The organism is Phenylobacterium sp. (assembly GCF_024508875.1).
Classification (GTDB): Bacteria; Pseudomonadota; Alphaproteobacteria; order Caulobacterales; family Caulobacteraceae; genus Phenylobacterium.
Window position 1 is genome coordinate 1 of the sequence record NZ_JANINU010000215.1, and the last position, 3,804, is coordinate 3,804.

The 3,804-nt window shown below is 73.0% G+C and carries 2 protein-coding genes and 2 pseudogenes; all 4 read left to right on the forward strand.

What is annotated here, in order from left to right:
• A pseudogene (locus Q0L11_RS15425) lies at positions 1-234 on the forward strand (hypothetical protein); the annotation flags it as partial.
• Between the two features lie 139 nt (positions 235-373).
• The gene (locus Q0L11_RS15430) at positions 374-1,087 is read left to right on the forward strand and encodes an ABC transporter ATP-binding protein (RefSeq protein WP_296598388.1); all 714 of its coding nucleotides are present in this window, start codon (positions 374-376) and stop codon (positions 1,085-1,087) included.
• A 3-nt stretch (positions 1,088-1,090) separates the two neighbouring features.
• Positions 1,091-3,454 carry an FtsX-like permease family protein gene (locus Q0L11_RS15435; RefSeq protein ID WP_296598389.1) on the forward strand — a complete coding sequence of 788 codons (2,364 nt, stop codon included), beginning with the start codon at positions 1,091-1,093 and terminating at the stop codon, positions 3,452-3,454.
• Between the two features lie 3 nt (positions 3,455-3,457).
• Positions 3,458-3,804: pseudogene (locus Q0L11_RS15440) on the forward strand (efflux transporter periplasmic adaptor subunit); the annotation flags it as partial.

A 3,804-nucleotide genomic window follows, 5' to 3' on the forward strand; every position in this document is an offset into this window, starting at 1 on the left:
ATGGACAACGGCCGCCGCGGCCTCTCCATCCAGCGCTACAAGGGCCTGGGCGAGATGAACGCCGAGCAGCTCTGGGAGACCACGCTCGACGTGGAGGCCCGCACCCTGCTGCAGGTGAAGATCCACCACACCGAGGACGCCGACGACCTGTTCGCCCGCCTGATGGGCGACGTGGTCGAACCTCGCCGCGAGTTCATCCAGGAAAACGCCCTCGACGCCGAGGTCGACGTCTAGCGGACGGCGCCTACCGCGCGCCCGGTGCGGGCGACCCTCCCGGCTCGGTTGATCTCCCGCAAGGCGCGGGCGAGGCTCTTCTCCCAGGATCGGCCCTGTCGGCTTTTCGGCCGCTTAGCCGTTCCAGGCGAGGAGACCGATGGCCGACGCGGAGCATCTCTTCGAAGTCCGCGGTCTGACCAAGACCTACCGCACCGGCGCGGGAGAGGTAGCCGCCCTGCGCGGGGTCGACCTCGACATCCTCAAGGGCGAGATGCTCGTGCTGCTCGGTCCCTCGGGCTCGGGCAAGTCGACCCTGCTCAACGTCCTTGGCGGGCTCGACCGCGCCAGCGGCGGCCAGGTGATGTTCGGCGACCAGGACCTGGCCCAGGCCTCCGAGGTCGAGCTCACCCGCTACCGGCGCCGCGCGGTGGGCTTCATCTTCCAGTTCTTCAACCTGTCGCCCAGCCTGACCGCGCTCGAGAATGTCGAGCTGATCACCGAGATCGCCGACAACCCGATGAAGCCCGCCGACGCCCTGGCGCTGGTGGGCCTGCAGGCCCGGCTCGACCACTTCCCGGCCCAGCTCTCGGGCGGCGAGCAGCAGCGCGTCGCCGTGGCCCGGGCCATCGCCAAGCGGCCGCAGGTCCTGTTCTGCGACGAGCCCACCGGTTCCCTCGACAGCGCCAGCGGCGTGCGCGTCCTGCAGGCCATCACCGACGTGGCGGCCGAGGTCGGGACGACGACGCTGATCGTCACCCACAATGCCGTGGTCGCCGGGCTGGCCGACCGGGTCGTGCGCTTCTCCGACGGCGCCGTGGCCAGCGTGACGGCCAACGCCGACCGCCTCACGCCGTCCGAACTGGCCTGGTGAGCCATGCGCGTCCTCGACCGCAAGCTCCTGCGCGACCTGCAGCGGATGTGGATGCAGGTGGCCGCCATCGCCCTGCTCGTCGCCTGCGGGGTGTCGGTGGCGGTGATGGCGTTCTCGGCCCAGGAGGCGCTCAAGGCGGCCCAGGCCGACTACTACGCCGCCACCCGCTTCGCCGACGTGTTCGCCACCACCCGGCGCGCCCCGCTGTCAGCCGCGGCCGACCTCGCGCGGATCGACGGCGTCGTGGCCGTGGACGCCCGGGCGACGCGCAGCGGCCTGATGCAATTGCCCGGCGTGCTGCGCCCCGCCATCGCCACGCTCATCGCGCTCCCCGACCGGCCCGCCGCCGCCCTGAACCGCGTGGTCCTGATGCAGGGCCGCTGGCCCGACCCGCAGCGGACCGACGAAGTGGTGGCGCTGAAGACGTTCCTCGACGCCGCCCGCATCCCGCTGGGCGGGCGGCTCACCATGGTTATCGACGGCCGGCAGATGACCTTCACGGTCGTGGGCGCGGCGCTCTCGCCCGAGTACGTCTACGTCCCGGCCCCGGCGTCGATGATGCCGGACGACGCCCACAACGGCGTCTTCTGGGGGCCCCGCGCCGCGGTGGAGAAGGCGACGGGCCAGGGCGGCGCCTTCAGCGCGGTGTCGCTGAAGCTGGCCCGCGGCGCTCGGGAGGCCGCGGTGCTGGCGGCGGTGGACCGGCGGCTCGCGACCTATGGCGGACCGCCCGCCGTCAGTCGCGCCGACCAAGTCTCCCACAAGTTCCAGCAGGACCGCATCACCCGCTTCGGCATCATCGCCTGGGTGATCCCGCCGATCTTCCTCGCCGTGGCGGCCAGCCTCGTCCACATGGTCCTGGGCCGCCTGGTGGAGTCCGAGCGCGAGCAGATCGGCCTGCTGAAGGCCTTCGGCTACGGCGCCTTCGGGGCGGCCTCGGTCTATCTGCGCATCGCCGTGGTGATCGGCCTGCTCGGTGCGGCGGCGGGGGGCGTGCTGGGCGGCTGGTTGGGCGGCGTCGTCACCGGCGTCCTGGCCGACTACATGCGCTATCCGCACCTGGAGCTGCGGTTCTCATGGGGCGCCTTCCTCGCCGCCTCGGCGATCTCCGCGGCCGCGGCGGGTAGCGGCTCTCTGCTGGCGGTGGCCCGAGCCGCGGGCCTCAGCCCGGCGGTCGCCATGCGCCCCCGGGCGCCGGCCACCTACCGCAAGGGGCTCCTGGAGCGACTGCGCGGGTGGGGCGCGCTGGACCAGCCCACGCGGATGATCCTGCGCAACCTGGAGCGCTTCCCCGGACGGGCGGCGCTGACCCTGGGCGGCCTGGGCGTCAGCCTGTCCCTGATCGTCGGCTCGCAGTTCATGTTCGGCAGCTTCGACGAGATACTCGACCAGGCCTACTTCCGCGCCCGCCGCTGGACGGATTTCGTCGCCTTCGCCGAGCTGCGCGACGCCGGCGTCTCAGCCGAACTCGCGCGCCTGCCGGGGGTGATCGCCGCCGAGCCCGCCCGCTACGCCATGGTGCGGGTGCGCGCGCACGGACGCGAGGAGAGGGCATTCGTCCAGGGCCTCGACCCACAGGCGCGTCTCTCCCGTCCGCTGGACGGCGTGGGCCGGCAGATTCCGCTCAAGGGGCGCGGGCTGGTGCTCTCGGGGACGCTGGCCATGCGGCTCTCTGTGCATCCCGGCGACCTCGTGGAACTGGAGGTGACCGAGGGGCGGCGGCCGCGCGCCGTCCTGCCGGTGACCGCCGTCGCACAGGACTACGCCGGCCTGTCCGCCTACATGGACCGCCGTGAGCTCGGTCGGCTACTGGGGGAGGGCGACCTCGCCAATTCCGCCGAACTGCTGCTCGCCCCCGACCGGCGCGCCGACTTCTACGGCGCGGTCACCCGCGCGCCGCTGATCGCGGGCGTCGCGTCCCGCGCCGACACCATCGCCAGCTACCGGACGACCGTCATGGAGATCCTCTCGGTCGAGATGACCTTCTTCGCCGGCTTCGCGGCGGCCATCGCGTTCGGCGTCGCCTTCAACGTCAGCCGGATCGCCCTGTCCGAGCGGGCGCGCGACCTCGCCACCCTGCGCGTGCTGGGCTTCGGACGCCTGGAGTGCGCCTACATCCTGCTCGGTGAGCTAGCGCTGCTGGCGCTCGTGGCCACGCCGCTGGGCGTGGCGGGAGGCCTCGGCCTCGCCAACGCGCTCTCCGTCGCCTTCCGCGAGCAGGACATGCAGTTGCCGGCGATCATCACCGCCCACGGCTACGGTGTGGCCTTTTCCGCCTATTTCGCCACCGTGGCCGCCGCCTGCCTGCTGGTCGGCCAGCGCGTCTGGAGGCTCGATCTGGTCTCCGCCCTCAAGACCCGGGAGTAGCCGATGGCGCGCAAGCCAATGGTCCGATGGATGGTGATCGCGGGGCTGGCCGCCGCGGCGGCCGCGTTGCTGGTCTTCCTGTTCTGGCCGCGGCCGCTGCGGGTCGAGGTCGCGGCCCTGCGCACCGGTCCCATCGCCGAGAGCGTGGCCGACCAGGGCGTCGCCCGCGTCCGTCGCAGCTATGTGGTCTCAGCGCCCGTCGGCGGGCGGCTGGAGCGGCTGCCGGTCGAGGTGGGCGATCCCGTGGTCGCCGGCCAGACCGTGGTCGCCCGCGTGCGCCCGGCGCCCGCCGCCCTGCTCGACCCCCGCGCCCGGGGCCAGGCCGAGGCCGCCCTCTCCGCCGCGAAGGC